The organism is Rhodococcus sp. 06-235-1A (genome assembly GCF_002258785.1).
Classification (GTDB): domain Bacteria; phylum Actinomycetota; class Actinomycetes; order Mycobacteriales; family Mycobacteriaceae; genus Rhodococcoides.
Genome location: NZ_NOYI01000016.1, coordinates 1 through 19,232, shown reverse-complemented (window position 1 = coordinate 19,232; position 19,232 = coordinate 1). Strand labels below are relative to the sequence as shown.

Below are 19,232 nucleotides of genomic sequence, written 5' to 3'. Positions count from 1 at the left end.
AGATTGGTGTGCGGGTGGACCGCCGCGGCAACTTTGGTGCAACGTGGGGACCAAGATCGGACGTCTCCGGAGCCCGCCGACTAGCCGAGCGGGCATGCAATCTCGCGGAGCCAGGTACTGGCGCTTGTGCGCTACCGCGCCCCCTTGCTGATTTCGACGATGACCGCGCGGAACGCACAGTTACGGCATGCGATCCTTCAGATGTCTCCCAATCGGAACGTGTCGAACTGCTGCAAGCGGCCGTGGCAGTGGCCGAATCGGTGCCGGGCGTAACCGCCAGCGCCGAAGCAGTAGTCTACCGTCGTACGACCGATCTCTTCAGCTCTAGCGGAGGTCGCCGGTTCCGTGAGCTGGTGCACACCGATGCCGTACTGCGTGTCCGGGCCGATGGCCGTGACGGGCAAGCGTGGCGAAACTATCCGGCGGGACCGGGCTCCGCCGCCTCCGGCGGTTGGGAGCACATCATCAACCTTGATCTGCCTGGGCACGCGCTCCAGTGTGCGAATGAGGCGGTTGCCTTGGCTGCTGCACGGTATTGTCCGGAGGGGGTCGGACCAGTAGTGCTCGATTCTTCGCAGCTTGCCATGCAGATCCACGAATCGATTGGTCACCCTCTCGAAATTGACCGGATCCACGGACGAGAAGCAGACTATGCAGGGGGCTCTTTTGTGCAGCCATCTGATGTGGGCCGGTTGCAATATGGATCGCCTGTGGTCAACGTCTTTGGATCTGCATCGGGCCTTGGTGTTGGAACACTGGGCTGGGACGACGACGGATACGCGGTCAGTTCGGGTGCGCTTATAACCGGGGGGGTGCTAACTGGGCTGATCGGAGCCTCAAAGTCCGTGGACTCCGAACAGAGTCCCGGCATAGCTCAGTCTTCTGCGAGTCGCTCTGACGGGGCCGCGTTGCCGCTGGTGCGAATGGCGAATGTCGATCTGCAACCAGGGGAAGGTAGCACTGACGACCTCTTAACCGAGATGGGGTCAGGTCTGCTGCTATTGGGCAACCGGTCGTTCTCCATTGACGCAGATCGGCGAAGATTTCACTTCGCCTGCGAGGGAGCCTGGCGGATCTCAAATGGCCAGCGAGTAGAGATGCTGAGAGCACCCGGGTACCAGGGGAGCACCCTGCCTTTCTGGCGATCATGCGTAAAGGTCGCCGGCGCGGCAGAGTGGCAAACGCATTCGGTAACATTCTGTGTGAAGGGCGACCCGCGCCAGCGTGCCAGAGTGGGGCACGGTGCGGCACCGGCGTTGTTTGACGCTGTGAGCTACGGACCCGTCAGCGGAAGGTGAGGTACATGTCTAACCCGCGCGGATCTTTGCCGCCACCCAGTGCCCAGTGGGCCCGTACAGCGCCGGCGGTCGAGCGGCGCAAAGCGCTAGGCCAGAACTTTTTTAGATCACCAACCGATGCCTGCCGATTCGTCAGGCAAGTGCAAGAAGACTCCACTGCAACGGTAGTTGAAATTGGCGCAGGCTCGGGTATGATCACCAGCGCTTTATCGGCAGCTGGCCGCAGTGTCGAAGCCGTGGAGATCGACCCCGAGTGGGCCAAACGTTTGGCCGAACGCGAGCTAGTTGGCGTCCGAGTGCATACTGCCGATTTTCTTGACTGGCAGATGCCCTTGGGAGCGTTATTGTTTGTCGGCAACATCCCTTTTGGCTCTTCTACCAGCATTGTGCGGCACTGCCTACAGGTAGGGCCTACTCGGCTACGAGGCATGGTTCTGCTAACACAGCGCGAGTTCGCTGAAAAGCGTTGCGGACGGTGGGGAGGGAATCTTTTCAACGCACAATGGGCACCGTGGTTTTCATTTTCCTTGGGAGAACAGTTCTCGCGTCGAAAATTCAAACCAGCACCGGCGACCGACACAGCCACTTTATTTGTCGATCCGCTAAGCGGACCGATGCTGCCTTGGGCAGACCGGGTTATTTATCAGGAAACGGTGCGGGCGCTATTTTCGACCGGTCATGCGCAGGTGCGGGAGGCATGTGCAGCCGTATCCCGCACCAATTCGTGGCCGGGTAGGGCTGGAGTTTCGGAACATACTCGAGTCAAGGATTTGAGCACTTCCGACTGGGTGGCGTTACACCTTTCGAAGAGTATCCAGCACATTGGCGAATCGCGCCGCGGGGTTCGGGTGCGCCGCCAATCCCCAGCGCGCCGAAAGAAGCATTGATGACTGCCCGTCTCTTAGCAGTACACCCGCACCCCGACGACGAGGTGTCTCGTGGCGGTGCCACCATCGCGCACTATGCCGCGAGGGGTATTGAGTCCGTACTAGTCACTTGCACGGACGGCGCGGCTGGCCGCGTGCTGAATCCACGATTTGTCCCACCCCCTGATTATGATCTTTCGTCCCCGATCGACATGGCAAACATACGTAGCACTGAGTTGGAATGCAGCGCAAGAACCTTAGGATATGTGAGGACGCATCGTCTACCGTTCGGGGACTCGGGTCCCGATGGGACCGCCGGTGGGTCGCGGGCCTTCGCGCATGCCCCACTTGCGGATAGCGCGCGGGCACTTGCCGCGGTGATTCGGCAAGAACGGCCCGATGTAATCGTGGGCTATGGTCCTAAGCATGCCCGCGATCCGCACCCGGATCATCTACGCTCGCACGTAGTGCTGCTGGCAGCGTTGGACATCGTAGGGCGGGCCGACATTGCGGTGTTTTGGGTGGCGTTCTCGTTGCAGCGGCACCGGGCACTATCTCGCAGGTGCACTGAACGTGAAGTAGTTGATCCCTACGCATCCGGGATTGCTTTCGGACCTGATGGATTCGACGACGCGCAGATCACGACGCGGGTGCCCCTGGACCTCGTCGACTTCACTCGACGTAACGCTGCGCTCCGCTGCCATGCAAGCCAGGTGGCCGCCGACTCGGGCTGGTTCGCGTTGTCCGCCGCCGACATGCACGGGGCATTTCCCTACGAAGAGTTCATTCAGTGGCGGCCTAAAGAGACGCGTTCAGCGTCCCTCTTTGCGTAACGCAGCTGTCCTCACAAAGCTAAGGCGCGTTGAAAGCAAAGGTATATTATGTGCAGCGAATTTAGACACGGGGTCATTGTTCTACCTGAGCATAGCTGGACTGCGGCACGAGAGCAGTGGACTCGTGTCGAGGAGCTTGGATTCCATCACGCTTGGACTTACGATCATTTGGTGTGGCGTTGGTTTAAAGAGAAAACCTGGCATGCGACTATTCCAACATTGACAGCAGCCGCTATGGCCACTAAGACTCTACATTTAGGAACCCTCGTCGCCAGTCCTAGTGTCCGCCACCCCGTCGCTCTAGTCAAAGACATGTTGACTTTGAACGATATATCTGGAGGCCGTATTGTTTGCGGCATCGGCTCTGGCGCTAGAGGTGGCGCTGACGATGTAATCCTAGGCAAGACTGAATTATCCAACACGGAGAGCTTGAATCGTTTCAGGGAGTTCGTTGAGCTAACGAGCCTTTTGTTGCATCAACCAGTTACTACGTACTCGGGGGACTACTTTAGCACCACCGATGCGTATACCTATCCAGGGGTCCAACGCGACATGCCTGTCCCCCTCGCTGTTGCCGCGACTGGTCCAAAAAGCATTCGAGAAGCTGCTAAGCATGCTGACATCTGGGTGACCACCGGCTGGGGTGGGCACGGCGACCTGACCCAGTACGACGCTGCAATTCCTGCTCTGCGTAGACAGATCGACAAACTCGACGAGGGCTGTCTGGCGGAAGGTCGCGACCCCACGAAGGTGCGGCGCATGCTGGTGACCGGCGCGAGGATCGGGGGAGAGGTCGAATCGCTTGAATCGTATAGGGACGCGTGCGGACAACTGTCCGAGATCGGGTTCACTGACATAGTCTCGCATTGGCCACGAGCCGATCATCCATACCAAGCCAAGATGTCTGTATTTGAGAAAATCTCAACCGAGATTTTATCAAGCCGTGCAACGTAGCGGCAGCCAATGGAACGTGCTCAAGCGAAACACGGAGCTGTGCAACAATATCCGATTTTTCGGGTATCGCTTGGGTGCTGCAAGCCAACTAATCCGCATCTAGGCCTACATTTCTAAGCTGACGGCGCAACTTTGGAGCGATTTTCTCTTATTTTCGTGCGTTAGGTGCAATATCGGGTTACCGGTAACCGGGCATATCAAGAGTGGTCGTATTGCTCCACGCCCCGACGCAGGCATGCGCGTTGCGACGCTCAACCTTTGAGCTCTTGGAAGGCGTGAACTGACAGCAGGCGCAGTAGGGCTTCCCAAAGGAGGATCGCGTCATCGCGGTCAATGGCGTTGCTGAGAACTGGTCCGAAGAATGCACGCTGGTTGCCCTGGGGCGTGGTGATGGCCAAGACGGGTGTGCCGGCTTCGGAATCGATGCGGTCGAGGCCGTCGTGGTGGGAGTCGCAGTTAGTTGCCGGAGCTGACTGATTCATCAGATGCAACATGCAGCACTTTACCCGACATAATCTAAATTATCGGTAACAAATCGGGAAGAGTAAAGCCGTTGCCTCACAGCTGTTTACGTACATATGAACACGACCCTTTATGACCTGTGCGCGCGATCAAGGTCGGCAAGTGTAAGCACTGAGCGCACGGACACGCCCGCGGCTTCGAGTCGTCCCTCGTTGCTGCTGCGGTCGATCGCACACACGACCGTAGTTACCTCGGCGGGCCGCTCACGCAGCGCTTCAGCGGCGGCTGGGACGGCTCCGCCGGTTGTTATGACGTCTTCGATCAACGTGACACGCGTTGCCCGCACCGCATTCACTCGTGCGTCAGACATGGTCGCCGACCAGTGTCTGTAGACGTGGGGGACACTATCGGGCATGGAGATCGCCCAAACCATCTCGAAGACTCTGCCTCACCCGCGCTACCGACTGCCGTTTGCCGGAGACATCGTTGGCCTCGATACCGCCAAGCCTGTTCAAAAAGAGATGGCAATGGCCGCTGAGCTCGGGGGGATCTACGAACGCAAGATTTTTGGCCACCGACTCGTCGTGGTCTCGGAACCGGAGCTTGTCGCGGAGGTGAACGACGAGAAGTACTGGGCTAAATTTCTTGCACTGCCACATCGAAAGCTACGCGCCATCGGCGAAGACGGTCTGTTCACCGCGTTCAACTCGGAGCCGAACTGGCATCGCGCGCATGCTGTGCTGGGGCCGGCGTTCAGCAAAGGGGCCATGCGCGGTTACCACGAAGCCATGCAGGAATCAGTCAACGAACTTCTGACCTCATGGGACGGCGGATCGGGTCCGGTAGACGCATACGACGAGTGCTCAAAACTAGCCTTCGACGTGATCGGGCGTTGCGCCTTGTCGCATGATTTCGGCTCGTTTCGCCAGCCCGTACCCTTTGCGGACGCCATCGCTCGCGTCCTTCAATATGTCAACAAGTCATCGAACGATGTGCCGATCGTCCGCTCTGTCCTAGGACGAAAAGCGACGAGGCAGCACGATGAGGACCTGCAGTTCATACGCCACACTGTCGACTCCCTGATCGAACAGCGGATGGCCCAGCCCGACTCCAACAAAACGGCTCCGGATCTGCTCGAACACATGCTCAACACGCCAGACCCCCATACGGGCGACAAACTGACACTGGAGAACATCCGCAACCAGATCATCACTTTCCTGATCGCGGGAAACGAAACAACCGCATCAACTATCGCCTTCGCGCTGCATTTCCTGAGCACCCGACCCGATGAGATGCAGCGGATACGCGCCGAAGTCGACGCCGTCGCTCCTGATGGCACCGACATCGAGTTCGAAAACGTACCCAAGCTACGACGGACACGACACGTCGTCGACGAAACCCTCCGGCTGTGGCCCGCTGCACCCGGTTACTTCCGCAAGGCACGTGAGCGCGGAGCAACTTCGCTGGGCGGATACGAGGTACCCGAGGGATGGGTCTTTGTTCTCCTGCCACAGCTGCACCGCTCACCGGAATGGGGGCCAGAGGCACACACCTTCGACCCCAACCGGTTCGCCACAAGCCAGGCAAGCGACACCAACCGCCGCATCTACAAGCCTTGGGGCACCGGTCTGCGAGCATGTATCGGCCGCCAATTCGCCCTACACGAGGCGGTGCTTGCGTTGGCGTCCATCGCTCGTCGGTACGAGATTCGAGCAGACCCCGATTACCAGCTCGACGTGCGAGAAGCCGTGACAATGAGGCCACATGGCGTCAGACTTTCTGTTTCGCGGCGGTCGTGACTGTACCGTCGTCTGTCTAGGTCGATCAGGAAGGGGAACCTGTGGACATCGTGAACAGCTGGCACCTGGTGGAAACCTTGGTTCCAGGACAGATGACAGTCATCAGTACTGGGGGGAAGGTCCGAGATTGGACCAAAATCGATCGTTTGTCACCTGGGCCTGAGTTCGATCTGCATGGTTTTCTGGAACTCACACGCAGTTCTTGCTCCGAGCAAGATGTGATCTTCAAAGGCCGTAGGCGTCAAGCTCGCATTCGCGCAGTACCAGTTCTGGGGCCGTCAGGGGAAACCCACGGCATACAGCTCTGGGTGGGGGACCCGGAGGTCGAACCCGATCCTGTGCGGACCGTTTCCGGAATAGCCTGGCTACTCGAACGCACCGTCATCGAGCAGACAGTCGAGGCTTCCATGATGTCCGGCGTCTCTGCGGCTGATCACGTACCGGAACGAACCCCGGCTGAGTACAACGCCAAGGCCGTCAAATTCGATGGGTCCGAGGAGTTGTTCGCCCAGGCGCTGGTCCCTACACACGGTCGGAAGTGGGAAGACCCGATGTCCGTTCTCCACGCAGATGGCCGAATCATGCGTTGGCACTGCTGGGGCAGAGGGAGAACTGACCCTCCCAACGTCGGCCTCAGGCTGCTATGGCACGACGTGACAGACACAACGGAACCCGACAAACCGACATTGGCTGAGCTGGGAATGCCGAGCGGCCTCGTGAGCGGTGGAACACGCATCGCTGTATTCGACGGCCGAACCGGGATTTTGACAATGTGGTTACCGGAAGCTCCAACCTGGGTGAAATGGCGTGATCTCACAAGCGGTTGCGGCGTGTTACACGACGACGACCGGGCGACACTGTCAGATGCTCTCGAAAAGTGGACCCACAATACGTCTCCTGTGTCAGCTGATGTACGCATCCGTGCAATCGACGGCGGCGACGCGACCGGCTGGAAGTGGCAGCAAACCCGACTCGAGCTACGGCCCTACCCTGGACAACTTGGTGACCGTCTGATCCTTGCGGTGCTCCCCGCGCTGCAACCTTCCGAGCAGGCGCTCGAGGTTCCCACTCCCTAACAGATCGTGATAGCTTCGCCCTCGGCATCTTCCACTCTCCCGAAGAGTTGAAGACTTCCTGTCGGCCGCATGGCCCTCAGACGCAGCCTTTGAGCACCACGTGGAACACATTTCACGTGGCTAACAAGCATGCGTCTTGGAGCCAGAATGTCGACTCAGAGTCAAATTCGCAGTCAGGCCGGTTCGCCCCGTGGCCGCTTCCGCACACGCTCGTATGCCTCGCTGACCCGTTGCGTCGGGTACCCCAGCGCGTCCGCTATCTGGCGGGCGGCCGGCGCGCTCAACTTGCTCTGCCCGCGCTCGAGCGCCCCGATGTACTGGCTACTGACGCCGATTTCGCTCGCGAGCATCCCCTGGGTCAGCCCCCTAGATATTCGCAGATCACCGAGGTATTCCTCGTCCTGCGGCACTGAGACGAAGTCGCTGATCTCGCTCCCAAATTCCTCAGCGCATCGCGCAAGAGTGTCTATACGGGGATGGGACTGGCCTCGCTCCCACTGTGAATACGTCGTCAAAGCCACTCCGAGAACGCGCGCAACCTCGGCACCACTCAGTTTGAGTTCAATTCGTCGTGCCCGCAGCTTGTCAGGTGCGAAACCACGCAACCGACGCCTCACCGATGGAACCTCACGAGAGGACACGATGCCACTTGTCCCAATTCGGTAGCACATAAAGCATGTTTGGATGCTAGTGTATAGATCCAGTTGTTTAGACAATGCCCTACAGGTTCGTCCCTGAGTGTCGAGAGCGCAAGATTCGGCCTACAGGCGCACGCCGCATCAACCGCAGCGTCTACACATCACTGATACGCCACAGAAAGCGAGAAACCGACTGGCACAGAGTAACTCGAATTAGCAGACTCCAGATGCGCCGTGATTGGTCGTCCCGAAACGCATCCGGAGTCCCCTCCACCTACAGAACAAAGCCCAAATATCGGGCCCAACTTGTATCCGCAGGGGCTCTCCCAGCCTATGCGGATCTAGCAGGACCGCAATCGGATCGGAGACACCTATGAAATCTGACGCGCAACCGCAAACGTTACATCCGGGCTCCACCTGCAATCCCGGCACCGCCCTCTGCACCTCGGTCAACGACCGTACTGCGGGCCTGGCCGTGTGTTCGCTCCCAGCCGTGCCCCACCACAGCCACCACAGGCTGATCTGCGAAGAGACGGGCTCTGCGATCGGTGAATGGACTGACACCGATGCGGCGTTCCTGGAACCACTCTCACGGTCCCCGCTCTTCAGCCACGTGGCCTAATCCCCCCAATCTCGACTGGCGCCTGAAAAGGCGATCAGTCGCGAGGGTCTACGCGGCGGACTCACTGCACTGAGGTCGACGCGTAGCCCTTACTTGGTGGACCGGCGCGAGGGTCGCGCAGCGAGCGCATCTCATCATGTTCAGCGCTGCGCGACCCCGCCGGGACATCCACCGGACTCCTACACCTCCACTGACAGAAAGGAATACGCCCGATGCCGTGGATTTTCTCGCAGCTCTGGTACTGGCTCGGCCTGCTGGGCTGACCGCGTCTTCAACCATGTCGGTGGGTGCCTACGTTTGTCGACCGACCTGGCACCCACCAGGAAGCGCACCGAAGTTTCACGTTCCGGCGTCGTCGACGGCGCATCCCGCAGTTTCTCTCGGTTTTGACAGGAGTCTAAATATTGTCCGACAGAACTCGTTTCAGATCCATCGCCGCGATGATGGCCGTCGCAGCGTGCACGCTGTCGGTCACCGCGGCACACCTGTTGGTGACGCCGCCGACTGCCTCGGCCAGCCCAGAGCAGCCGTTGCTCGACGAACTGGTCACCGACCGCCCCGCCCTCTACACACTCGCGGTCCAGGGGACCGGACAGTCCTCGCCTGATGCGCCGATCAAGGCCGACACCGGAATGCTCGGAACGGTCCTCGGCCCGGCGCTCGAGGCAGCTCAGATTATCGGTTCCTCACTCGACCGCGCGTACGTGCCGTACCCGGCGGCATTCGGCGGTGCCGTTCCCGGCGGTAAGCAGCCGCCCAGGGCAGGCCAATCACGTTCACAGCGAGTGGCGGGGAACCCGAACCGGACCTCACGTACAGATCGGACTCCCCGCCACCGTTGAAAAGCCGTGAGACGGAGCCCGGCGATTGCCTGACTTGAGGGTTTTCGCCTCCGTCTCATCAGATGGACCGGCGCGAGGGCCGCATGGTGACGCTTCGACCTCATCGTGTGCCGACCTACGCGTCCCCGCCGGGACATCGACAGAACCCCGTAACTCCCTCTCAGAGAAAGGATTTTAGACAGGTGCCGCTCTTCCTTCAGTGGATTCTCTTCGTGAACTCCCTCTCGTCTTTGTTCGCATAAGCCGAGTGCACTTGGTGGGTGCGGGTGATCGGACCCGCAAACCTTCGGCATCACCCGCACTCCCAATTGCACGTCGGCGGAGCTACGAGGTTAGAACCTGAATCACACTGCTGTTCAGCATGATTGGTTGACAACCAATCGGGGACGGGCCGAGAGCACCAGCTTCCTTCTTGGATCTACCCGCTGTAACCCAAACGCATTGTTCGTCAATGAAAGGTGAAGAAATGTTCAGATCGACTGGTAGTGGAGGTCGGCGCCGACGCACCACGACGCGGATCGCTGCTGCGTGCGCCATCCCCATTGCACTGTGCATCGCGTGCGCCGGTGTTGCTCAGGCTGCACCGGGTCAGCCGGGTGTGTCTGTTGCGCCAGGCCAGCAGCCTGGTGTGACCCAGCCAGCTCCGGCACCCGCCCCGCCCGCTCCCGAGGACTCGTACGTCCCCGGTTTCACCCCGATCTACGACTACTCCGAGACGCGCACCGTCGACGACTACAACGCAGGTCGACAGCGGCCCTCCTACGACACCACCTACTACTCCGAACCGGTCGTCTACGAGAGCAGCCCCGCACCGATCCAAGGCCCGGCTATCAGCGATGGTCCCGAAACCGTCACTCCCGCACCGGCACCACCGCCAGCACCGGTGCCGACGGTCAAGCGGCCGACGATCGTGCCGATCGAGGTCGATGACGACTCCGTCCTGATCGGGGCGACCCCGTATCGAATCCCCGACGGCGTCGACCGTGTGCTTGCCCGCCAGGTCTCGAACACCTTCCAGGCCATCCAGGCTGACGGCGGAAACCTGCTCGTCGACAACGGCCTTGCGGACGCTCCGCGAGCAGACCGTATCGCCGCCGGTACCGCTGCCGGTGCCGTGACGGGCGGCCTGGTCGGACTCGGTGTCGGTCTCGTGCCCGGCGCGGCGATCACCGTCGGCGGCGCGGCCATCGGTGCCGGTCTCGGCGTGGCCGCAACCCCCGCCCTGACTCCGGCGATCCTGCCGGCCGGTCCACTCGGCTTCATCTTCGTACCCGGCGCAGCGGCACTCGCTGGAGCTGGTGTGGGAGCGGCTGTCGCGACACCGCTCGTTGCAGCCACCACCGCGGTCGGTGCTGCAGCCGGTGCTCTGATCGGCGGCGCAGCCGCAGGCGGCGAAGCAGCGACCATCGAGGAGCCGGCACCCGCTCCCGCCCCCGCAGTCGATGCTGCACCCGCACCGCCTGCCGCCAGCCCGGTTCCGGTGACCCCGGCACCACTGGCCACGGAGGCGGGGGCTGATCTGCTCGCTCAGGCGAACACCGCCGTTCAGAATGCTGCTCCGGTCGTCGAACAGGCCGTCAACGACGCGAACACATGGATCGAACCGGCCGCTACCGCGGCGGCGGGCTTCGCCTCGACGGTGGTCGAACAGCCAGCCGTCGCGGACGCAGTCGCCGCTGCGGGACCGGCCCTCGAGCAGGCCAATGCGGCGTGGCAGGCCCTGACCACCAGCCAGCCCGTCTAGAGGAGCGGGCGTGCTCGGTGTACCAGCATTTCGTCGACCAGAAGGAGTGAGCAGCAGCTATGGCATCGCTGTCTGATCGCAGTCCCGGCACCTCCCGGCCCGGAAGCAAACCGTGGGAGCGGGCCGCACTGACCGACACACCGAGCACGCCTCACCCGCGTACCCCTGCCGCCGCTCCGCGGCCGGCGACCGCAGCCCCACCGGTTCTCACCAGCCGGGAGGCTGCGGTCGCCGGTCTCTCACCGAAGCCGGTGCCGAAACCGGTACCGCGTCCGATCCCACAGAACAAGCGCGGACGGCGTTCTCGGCTGGCGATCTGGGGCTCCCTCGCAGCGGCCAGCCTGGTGGCAGGGGCGGCCATCGGTGCCGTGACATTGGCTCTGTCCGATGACTCCGCGAACGATGCGTCGTTCGCGGCCGGGATGTCGTCGATGCTCACAACACCAGCAGCACCCGCGACCACAACCGCAGCTCCCTCGCCCACCACCACCCCGGCACTGGCCTCGCCGCCACCCTGTGTCGAGTCCAGGACCGGTGGCGTCGTCACCGGTGCCGGGCCGGGCGGATTCGGTTCGGGCCCGGACGCGATCCTCGGATTCGACTACGCCTACTACGTCACGCGCAGCGGAGCCGCAGCGCGTGCGTTCACCACCCCCGACGCCGCGGTCGGCAGCCCAGAGTTGTTGCAGAGCGCCGGAATCGACACCTTCCCGTCCGAGACCACGCACTGCCTGCGCATCACCCCGAGAGGACCCGACGAATACACCGTCTACCTCACCCATGCCGTCCCGGGCGCTGAACCGGTGACGTGGACCCAGATCGTACGAACACGAACCGACGGTGATCGGACCCTCATCACCTCGATCGTCGACATCACCGAAACGGAGAACTGATGAAGGCCAACCGATTCACCTACGCCGCCATGGCCGTACTGGGGTCCGCCGCGATCACGGTCAGCGCCGGCACCCAAGCTGCAGCGCAACCGACCACTACACCTCCCGACACCACCTCCGCCGCAGCTGATTCGAGCACTGCCCCGTGCGCGCTGCTGCACGTCGTCGTCTTTCAGGGAACCACCGAGTCCACCGAAGGGTCCATGCCGAAGCAGGACTCGGGCACGCTGTCGGCGGCGATCCTTCCGGTCCTGGCCGAGTTCGGGGGAACCACCTCGGACAAGTTCGACCGCACCTACGTGCCGTACCCGGCCGACTACGGCTTCACCGGAACCCCCTACAAGGACTCGGCCGCGCGAGGGGTGCAGAACGGCTCGAAGATCATCGCCGACGAAGCCGCCCGCTGCCCGGACACCAAGTTCGGGCTGCTGGGGTACTCGCAGGGCGCGGGAGCTGCCTCGGAGGTACTGCGGCTGATCGGCGCAGGCCAAGGCCCGATCCCGCCCGCACGGGTCGCGATGGGAATGCTCTACTCCGATCCCACCCGCAAGCAGGGCGACGGCATCTTCCCCGGCGCGCCCTCCCAGGAACACCCCGCACCCGCTCCCGGCACTCGCGGCGCAGAAGTGACCAAGCTCGAAACGCTGCCGTCCCCGCCGTCCGACGGCGGCGGAATCGCACCTCTCGCCGCACAGACCCCTGCCTCCTTCGGGACCCTTACCGGCCGAGTCGCATCGGCATGCGCGAGCGGCGACATCGCTTGCGACACACCCGCCGACGCCCCGCTGGCCCGTCTGGTGACCAACGTCAGCGGCCAGATGAACCTCAACACCCAAGACCCCATCGGGGTCCTGTGGTCGGCCGCGCAGGTCATGGGCACCACAGCTCTCAAGATGGGCGTCGACGTCGTCAACAACGACATCACCAGCAGCGACGGCACAACCCGCGGCCTGGACTACCGGCCGGGAGATTCCCTGAGCAACCGCGCCGCCGACGCCTCCAACCCGACACACCAGGTCGATGCTTTCGCCGCGATCGACAAAGTCCTCGGAATCGGAATCAACACCGCGGTCACGTTCGCCAAGAAGGTCCTCACCATGGACAACATCGCGCAACTGGCCACCGTCGGCCTGACCAATCCGCCGGCAGCACTGGCTCTGCTCGGAGCCAAAGCGACAGAGGCTGCCCTACAGCTGGTTCCGGCGAACATCACCGACAAGACCACCACGGCCGTGTCGAAGATCGTGCAGAACGAACTGACCGACAACAAGGGCCTGATCAAGATGGCCACCGACGTCAAGTACTGGGCGGTGCGCGCCAATCACGAGTCCTACCAACGTGATGCGGTCACACCGTCGGGCGGAACCTGGCTGAGCTTCGCATCGGACTGGATCACCGCGCTGGTCAAGGACCTCGAGACCGGATCGACCGCCCCCGCAGCGGACACGGACGCCTTCGCCCGCACCGTTCCCGTCGACGGGCAGGGCTCCTACCAAGGCCTTCCCGGTCTGCAGTTCCAGGTCGGCGCACAGCCGTCGACGACCGCCACCGCCTTCGACCCCTGGGCCGAGTCCTCGTCGACGCTGGCGACTCCGACCTATACCCCGCAGCCGGCTACCGACGCCGGCGGCACGAGCACTGCGACCACCTCGGCGGCCCCGGCAGGCGATGCGTTCCCGATGCAGGCCCCCGCTGCCGCACCCGACGACTCCTCGTGGCTGACCCCGTCCAACTGATGTCGAACCCGGTAAGGACCACCCGATGAGCACCGACTGGAAAGACGGCCTGATGGCCGATCGGACGAGTCCCGACATCGACGACGTCGACACGTCGTCCACACCGGTCGGGCCACGACCGGCGTTCGGGCAGATCGATCTGGACCGCAACACCACCGCGGTGGTGATGTTGGGGCGCGGCGACAGAACGCCGTCGCCGCGCCCCCCGTCGGCGTCCGCGTTGGAGATCGACGGTGTCCGAGCCGCTCCTGCATCGGGATGGCGACGCGCCCTCTACGCGTTGTCTCTGCGCACGATCAACGCCGGTGAATCACCCGCGGACAAGCGCGCACGCGCGCTCGACGCTCAGATCGCCGCACCGATACGCACCGACCACAAGATCACCGTGGCAGGACTCAAGGGCGGGGTCGGAAAGTCGACCGTGTCGGTCGTGCTGGGCCACGCCTTCGCGAACGTGCGCACCGATCGGGTGTTGGCCATAGATGCCAACCCCGATGCCGGTGTCCTCGCCGAACGCATCGCCGCGATCGCGCCCCGCACCGAGCATCCACCGACGATCTACGACCTGCTCGCTGCCCCCCACACCGAACGCTACGCGGACGTACGTGAACACACCCTCGAAGCCGAGACCGGTCTGCAAGTTCTCGCCTCGCACGACGATCCGGAGCGTTCGGAAGCGCTGAGCGAGGACGACTACCGGCGCGTGATCGAGATACTCCAGGACCACTTCCAGGTGCTGCTCTCCGATTGCGGCACCGGCATCACCCACCCCGCGATGGCTGGAGTACTCGATCTGACCGACTCGCTGATCGCGCCCACCAAGCTCGACGTCTCGGCGGTCACCAGAACCAACGCGCTGTTGGATTGGTTGGACGCCCATCACTACTCGCATCTGGTGCGGCGGTGCGTGATCGTCGTCTCGCGTATGTCGAGCAGCTCGAAGACACCATTGACCGACCAGCAGCTCCAGGAGTACTTCGGCGACCGCGTCCGCGCAGTGGTGACCATTCCGTTCGATCCGCATCTGGACGAGGGCGCGGAAATTCACTGGGATCGACTGCTCCCGGCGACACGCTCGGCGTATCGGGATCTCGCGCAACTGGTGGCCACCGACTTCGCCGCCGGATGGCAGAGCAGCAACCGAGCAGAGGGGCCGACGCTGTGAACGCCACAGCGTGGGCATCCGCAGACGACCCCCGCGAGCCGGGACGACCACACGGATTGATCACCCCTCCGCCGCCACACCGCCGCATCGACATCTGGCCCGAGCCGGTCTACGCCCCCGCTGACCGGGCTGTGCCCTCGTGGTGGCTCGTCGGCGGCCACGGAGGTGCCGGGGTCTCGATGCTGACCGCGTCATGGTCGATCGCCGGCGACGCGATGGGAGCGTTCCCGGCCGGATTCGAGCAGGAATCGCCGTTCGTGGTGGTGGTCGCCCGTGAATCCGCGTGGGGAATCACCCGAGCTCACGACCTGCTCACCCAACATCTGTCCGGATACGGCGGCGCAGCGACGCTGGTCGGGCTCGTCACCGTTGCAGCGTCACCGAGTCGGCTCAAAAGCGATCTGCGCCAACGCCTCGAAGTGGTTGCCGGGCTCGTCGACGACCACCACTGGCGCATCCCCTGGATCGATGCCTGGAACGAACTGACACCCGACGAACTGCCGTTCTGGACACCCGGAGACCCCGTCGCCACCGGCCGCAAACGAGAACCACCCGACCAAGCCGTACCGCGCGAGGTCGCCGACGTCGCCGAAGCCATCCGCACCACCATCGTCTCGATCCTCCACACCAACCCTTAGAGAGCGAAACACCATGCTGATCAACACAATCGACGCACTCCACACCACGATCCTCGCCGTCCCGCAGCCCGATGCCGTCGTGCCACCGGGCGGGGACCGAATCTGGCGCATGGTCGGCGTCGTCCTCTGGATCCTCACCGGCGGCGCTGTCCTGGGAGTCATCGTCGGCGGCGGCGTGATGTGGTTCGACCACGCGGCCGGCAACGGGGCCATGGCCGGTAAAGGCATCAAAATCGTCATCGGCGCTCTGATCGGCGCGTTGATCATGTCGCTCGCAGCGTCGTGGATCACCTGGGTGATGACATGAGAGCAACAGTGCTCGCTCAACCGGCACCGCCCTCGCAACCACTACCACCCGAAGTCACCGAACCGCTCGACCAGCTCCTCGGCTACGGGATGTGGATCGTCGGAGCCGTGCTGGTGACATCACTGATCACCGCGGGCGGCGTGTTGTGGTGGCACTTCGCCACCTCGACACCCCTCACCCGGACCGTGCGCAAAATCCTGTGGATCCTCGCCGCCGCGATCGCCGCCAGCTCGGCGGGCGCACTCGCGGGCTTCGCTCTCTCATAACGCAATCCGAATCGGAGACCCTTCATATGAAACGCCACCTCATCGCCGTCGCAACTGCATCCGTGGTCCTCGCCCTGGCCGGATGCGGATCCGACGAACCCACAGCCGACACCACAACGAGCTCGACGAGTGCAGCCGTCGACACCTCGGCCGCGCCGGCAGACGTGCAGTGGGAGACCTGGCGGGGAGCGTCCTTGCCGACCTCGAGCACGGACGGGCCGCTGGAGGTGGCCGGCGACGTCGCCACCGGATACACCCCGACGCCGCAGGGCGCGGTCCTGGCCGCAGCGCAGGGAATCACCAGACTGCGCCTGGCACCGGACAATTCGTGGCCCGATGTGGTCAATGCGGTCGCAGCTCCCGGCGTCGGCCGCGACACCTACGCCATCAACCGCGCGCAGGTCTCCATCACCGATCCGGCGCCGGAAGGAACCGAAGCACGCCTGCAGGGCTTCGAGGTCACCGACTTCACCGACGCCCGAGCGGCGGTCCGGCTGGCCGTCGAGCGCCCGGACGGCGCGCTGGTGGCCACCACCCACACCCTCGTCTGGTCCGGAGAGGACTGGAAGCTGCTCCTGCCTGCACCCGACGACATCCCGGAGCCGGAAACACTCACCGACACGACCGGTTTCACCGACTTCGCGGCGGCATCATGAGCACCGGACAGGGCGAGGGCGACAAGCCCGCCAAGGAACGCAACCCGGTGGTGACCGGCGCGGCGATGCTCGTCGTGGCGATCATCGTGATCTGCGCCGTCGTCGCGGTCGTCCTGCGATTCAGCGGTGACTCCGACGACAGCTCGCCGGCTACCGAGACGCCCCGTCCGTCGGTGACAGCGCTTCCCTCCACCGGCCCCACGGCCGTTCCGAACACCGACGGCGCGATGCAGGGGCTCGGCACACCGACCGTCGACCGCCTCGGCCGACGGGTCGACATCCCGAAATGGCCCGGCGGGTGGGCACTGCCCCAATCGCCGATCGACTACGGCCCCTACAACCCGGCCGTACCGGTTCCCGCCCCGGCTGGGGTGAGCTGGCAGAAAGTCAACGACGGCGCGATCGTCCCGTTCTCCACCTCCGACGGCCCGTCCACCGTGCAAGGTCTGACCGCGACCGGGTTCGCCCACACCCCTCAAGGCGCGGCCCTGGCGGCCGTGCAGATCGCACTGCGCCTGGGGTCGGCGAACAACGAGACCGCACGCGGAATCTACGACAACCAGACCGTCATGACCGCAGCGCAACGTAGCGAGCTGTACGCACAACTCGACGCCGAAGGCCCGTTCCATCGCGGGGCCACCGACGCCGCCCTGAGCTACCAAACCAAATCCGACGCCTTCCGGATCCTCGACTACGACCAAGATCTCGCCGTCATCGAAACCGCCAGTCCCGCAGAGAAAGCGGACAACGGCACCGCCCAGTGGTTGACCACCAGGTTGACTGCCACCTGGGTCGACGGTGACTGGAAGCTGACCTTCCCCGAGCAGCTCGGTGACCTCTCCGGCACCGCAACGTCACTGAGCGGGTGGACTCCATGGTGACGATGCGGCTACGCGCCGGACGAATCGTGCATGCGGTTCTCGCCGCGCTGGTCGTCCTCATCGCGACCGCCTCTTTCGTTGGCGCGCTCGCGTCGCCTGCCTCCGCGCAGGACACCACCGCCCCCGCGATCCCGGCGGCACCGCAGGGCTACGAGCTCGTCGGCGCGGACGATCTGGCTTCGAACAACCTGCCCGCAGGATCGATCACCCTCGGCGGTCTCGAAGGGACGACACCGAAGCCGTTGCCTCCGGGCTACACGATGGTCCAACGCGAGCTGACCTGCATCACCGTTCCACTGGGCGGCGGACAGTCGACGAAGTCGTGCCCCACGGTGACCTACGCCGTCCCCGAGGGCGGACCCACCGAAGCCCCGCAGGCACCGGCACTGCCCGAAATCGGCAACGGCGCACCAGGAGAAGGAACGTTCGGGTTCGACGAGCAGTGCGAGTCGATGACTCAGGACACCGGATCGTGGGCCAGCGTCTCGGGCGCACTGCGCAAGATCTTCGCCAACCCGGGCGAGCAGGTCTGCAAGCTCGCCAACGTCGTCTCTCATCCCGGCGATGCGCTGCAGAAGATGTGGGACTCCGCGTTCGGCAAGAACGTCAAGTCCCTCATCGCCGGCGTCGCCGACGGCTGGGGCACGATGATCAACTGGTGGTTCACCACCCCCTCGCCGGCGTTGTCGGACGCGAACTACCTCACGGTGCTGCAGACCTACATGCTCCCCATTCAGGGTGCAGTGCTGGTGATTTCGATATTCGTCGCCTGCATCCGCGTCGCCCTCGCGCAGTCCGGAAACGAGAACGCCGCGGCGATGGATCTCGTGCGTACCTTCGTCCGGACGATCACTTCGATGACGCTGTTCGGAGTTGCCATCGGCCTGGCCATCCAGGTCTCGGACGGCATCAGCTTGTGGTTGCTCAGCGAATCCGGCGGCAACGACCTCGGCGCGAAGGTCCAGGCGATGATGATCGACGACACCTCGACCTGGGGGCCGGGCTGGGTTCTGCTGATCGCCCTGTTCGGAATGCTCGGCGCACTGGTCCAGGTCGTGCTGCTGGTGGTCCGTATGGCGTTCTTGATGGTCATCGTCGGTGTCCTGCCCGTCGCCGCAGCGGCGTCGGGAACCGAGATGGGTTCGCAGTCGTACGAGAAGATGCGCAACTGGGCGATCGCGTTCATCCTCTTCAAGCCCGCATCTGCCGCGATCATGGCCACCGCGTTCTGGGCCGCAGACCCGAGCTCCGACGTCACCAAACTCCAAGGCCTGATCCTGCTCACCGTTGCGGCAGTGGCACTTCCGGCCCTGCTGCGGGTACTGAACGTCTCGAGCGCGTCGTCCGGTAGCCCGATGGCACTGGCCGGCATGGCTGCGGGTGGAGCAGCCCTGGGCATGGCTGCCATGAGCGGCGGGACCAGCGCCGCGGTCATGGGCGCAACCCGCGCAGTCAAATCGGTCGGCGGCGCGGTCACCCGCAGCCAGGGAGGCTACGGCGGCCGCGCCCCCGGAACCGGTGGCGGCGGAGGTGGCGGAGGCGGTGGAGGCGGTGGC

At 63.6% G+C, this 19,232-nt stretch carries 20 protein-coding genes; 17 read left to right on the top strand and 3 right to left on the bottom strand.

Going from position 1 to position 19,232, the window contains the following annotated elements; genetic code table 11:
• Positions 1 to 197 precede the first annotated feature (197 nt).
• Positions 198 to 635 carry a hypothetical protein gene (locus tag CH275_RS30020; RefSeq protein ID WP_256991067.1) on the bottom strand — a complete coding sequence of 146 codons (438 nt, stop codon included), beginning with the start codon at positions 633 to 635 and terminating at the stop codon, positions 198 to 200.
• On the opposite strand from CH275_RS30020, the gene CH275_RS30405 reads away from it, so the two are divergent.
• The 4 genes from CH275_RS30405 to CH275_RS16450 are packed head-to-tail and all read left to right on the top strand — an operon-like array spanning position 585 to position 3,951.
• Positions 585 to 1,298: a metallopeptidase TldD-related protein gene (locus CH275_RS30405; protein WP_373453720.1), complete on the top strand. Its 714-nt coding sequence runs from the start codon at positions 585 to 587 to the stop codon at positions 1,296 to 1,298. The genes CH275_RS30020 and CH275_RS30405 overlap by 51 nt on opposite strands.
• Before the next feature lie 5 nt (positions 1,299 to 1,303).
• On the top strand, positions 1,304 to 2,185 hold the full coding sequence (locus tag CH275_RS16460) for a ribosomal RNA small subunit methyltransferase A (protein ID WP_143546793.1): 882 nt from the start codon (positions 1,304 to 1,306) through the stop codon (positions 2,183 to 2,185).
• Positions 2,185 to 2,997 carry a PIG-L deacetylase family protein gene (locus CH275_RS16455; RefSeq protein ID WP_094679419.1) on the top strand — a complete coding sequence of 271 codons (813 nt, stop codon included), beginning with the start codon at positions 2,185 to 2,187 and terminating at the stop codon, positions 2,995 to 2,997. The genes CH275_RS16460 and CH275_RS16455 overlap by 1 nt, the downstream gene beginning before the upstream one ends.
• A gap of 48 nt (positions 2,998 to 3,045) precedes the next feature.
• The gene (locus CH275_RS16450; RefSeq protein WP_094679418.1) at positions 3,046 to 3,951 is read left to right on the top strand and encodes an LLM class flavin-dependent oxidoreductase; all 906 of its coding nucleotides are present in this window, start codon (positions 3,046 to 3,048) and stop codon (positions 3,949 to 3,951) included.
• A 251-nt stretch (positions 3,952 to 4,202) separates the two neighbouring features.
• On the opposite strand, the gene CH275_RS16445 is transcribed toward CH275_RS16450, so the two are convergent.
• Entirely contained in the window at positions 4,203 to 4,445 is a 243-nt protein-coding gene (locus CH275_RS16445) for a mycothiol-dependent nitroreductase Rv2466c family protein (protein WP_094679417.1), read from the bottom strand.
• Positions 4,446 to 4,826: 381 nt separating this feature from the next.
• Between CH275_RS16445 and CH275_RS16435 the strand changes: the two genes are divergently transcribed.
• Positions 4,827 to 6,212, top strand: a complete 1,386-nt coding sequence (locus tag CH275_RS16435; RefSeq protein ID WP_179276183.1) for a cytochrome P450 — start codon at positions 4,827 to 4,829, stop codon at positions 6,210 to 6,212.
• Between the two features lie 41 nt (positions 6,213 to 6,253).
• Entirely contained in the window at positions 6,254 to 7,288 is a 1,035-nt protein-coding gene (locus tag CH275_RS16430) for a GAF domain-containing protein (RefSeq protein WP_256991066.1), read from the top strand.
• Positions 7,289 to 7,461: 173 nt separating this feature from the next.
• Here CH275_RS16430 and CH275_RS16425 read toward each other — a convergent pair whose 3' ends face one another.
• The gene (locus tag CH275_RS16425; protein ID WP_143546791.1) at positions 7,462 to 7,959 is read right to left on the bottom strand and encodes a helix-turn-helix transcriptional regulator; all 498 of its coding nucleotides are present in this window, start codon (positions 7,957 to 7,959) and stop codon (positions 7,462 to 7,464) included.
• A 993-nt stretch (positions 7,960 to 8,952) separates the two neighbouring features.
• Here CH275_RS16425 and CH275_RS16420 point away from each other — a divergent pair.
• The 11 genes from CH275_RS16420 to CH275_RS29510 form a co-directional block, all read left to right on the top strand.
• Positions 8,953 to 9,390, top strand: coding sequence for a hypothetical protein (locus tag CH275_RS16420; RefSeq protein ID WP_179276181.1), 438 nt, complete (start codon positions 8,953 to 8,955; stop codon positions 9,388 to 9,390).
• 466 nt (positions 9,391 to 9,856) lie between these two features.
• A complete protein-coding gene (locus tag CH275_RS16415; protein WP_094679414.1) occupies positions 9,857 to 11,134 on the top strand; it encodes a hypothetical protein in 1,278 nt (425 codons plus the stop codon).
• Positions 11,135 to 11,193: 59 nt separating this feature from the next.
• A complete protein-coding gene (locus CH275_RS16410; protein ID WP_094679413.1) occupies positions 11,194 to 12,027 on the top strand; it encodes a hypothetical protein in 834 nt (277 codons plus the stop codon).
• Positions 12,027 to 13,763, top strand: coding sequence for a cutinase family protein (locus CH275_RS16405; protein WP_094679412.1), 1,737 nt, complete (start codon positions 12,027 to 12,029; stop codon positions 13,761 to 13,763). Before CH275_RS16410 ends, CH275_RS16405 begins: the two co-directional genes overlap by 1 nt.
• A gap of 25 nt (positions 13,764 to 13,788) precedes the next feature.
• The gene (locus tag CH275_RS16400; protein WP_094679411.1) at positions 13,789 to 14,928 is read left to right on the top strand and encodes a MinD/ParA family ATP-binding protein; all 1,140 of its coding nucleotides are present in this window, start codon (positions 13,789 to 13,791) and stop codon (positions 14,926 to 14,928) included.
• Positions 14,925 to 15,566: a hypothetical protein gene (locus CH275_RS16395; RefSeq protein WP_094679410.1), complete on the top strand. Its 642-nt coding sequence runs from the start codon at positions 14,925 to 14,927 to the stop codon at positions 15,564 to 15,566. Before CH275_RS16400 ends, CH275_RS16395 begins: the two co-directional genes overlap by 4 nt.
• Before the next feature lie 13 nt (positions 15,567 to 15,579).
• A complete protein-coding gene (locus tag CH275_RS16390) occupies positions 15,580 to 15,873 on the top strand; it encodes a hypothetical protein (RefSeq protein ID WP_241259766.1) in 294 nt (97 codons plus the stop codon).
• On the top strand, positions 15,870 to 16,139 hold the full coding sequence (locus tag CH275_RS16385; protein ID WP_143546790.1) for a hypothetical protein: 270 nt from the start codon (positions 15,870 to 15,872) through the stop codon (positions 16,137 to 16,139). The genes CH275_RS16390 and CH275_RS16385 overlap by 4 nt, the downstream gene beginning before the upstream one ends.
• Before the next feature lie 26 nt (positions 16,140 to 16,165).
• Positions 16,166 to 16,795, top strand: a complete 630-nt coding sequence (locus tag CH275_RS16380; protein WP_094679408.1) for a hypothetical protein — start codon at positions 16,166 to 16,168, stop codon at positions 16,793 to 16,795.
• Positions 16,792 to 17,676 carry a hypothetical protein gene (locus CH275_RS16375; RefSeq protein WP_094679407.1) on the top strand — a complete coding sequence of 295 codons (885 nt, stop codon included), beginning with the start codon at positions 16,792 to 16,794 and terminating at the stop codon, positions 17,674 to 17,676. The genes CH275_RS16380 and CH275_RS16375 overlap by 4 nt, the downstream gene beginning before the upstream one ends.
• The coding region (locus CH275_RS29510; protein ID WP_179276180.1) for a hypothetical protein at positions 17,670 to 19,232 on the top strand (1,563 nt) is incomplete at its 3' end. The genes CH275_RS16375 and CH275_RS29510, both read left to right, overlap by 7 nt.